The 325-nt window shown below is 42.5% G+C and carries 1 protein-coding gene; it reads right to left on the reverse strand.

Annotated elements, in window-relative coordinates:
* On the reverse strand, positions 1-315 hold a 315-nt coding region (locus ACYVTD_RS18690), incomplete at its 3' end, for a 3'-5' exonuclease (RefSeq protein ID WP_461249083.1).
* Between the last annotated feature and the right edge of the window lie 10 nt (positions 316-325).

Below are 325 nucleotides of genomic sequence, written 5' to 3' on the forward strand. Positions count from 1 at the left end.
TTTTAATACAATGGAAAAATCAGCCGTTTCGTCCTCGTTTTTAATTTTAAGCGAGCCTGTTATATAAAGCTCTTTTTCCGCCCTTGTCATAGCAACATACAAAAGCCGCCTAAGTTCTGCGGTTCGTTTTTGTTTTGTTTCCTCATTCGCCTGTTCCCAAAAAAAGTTTTTACGCTTTCCTGAAATAGAACGGCACTCAAGCGGAGGCGGAGGGCTTAATACAAGCCCTGCGGTATCGGAAAGATATACATAGTCGCAAGCGTCCCTTTGGCTGTGTCTTCCGCAAGAACAAAGAAACACAACTGGAAATTCCAATCCTTTGCTT

Source organism: Treponema sp. R6D11 (assembly GCF_054786075.1).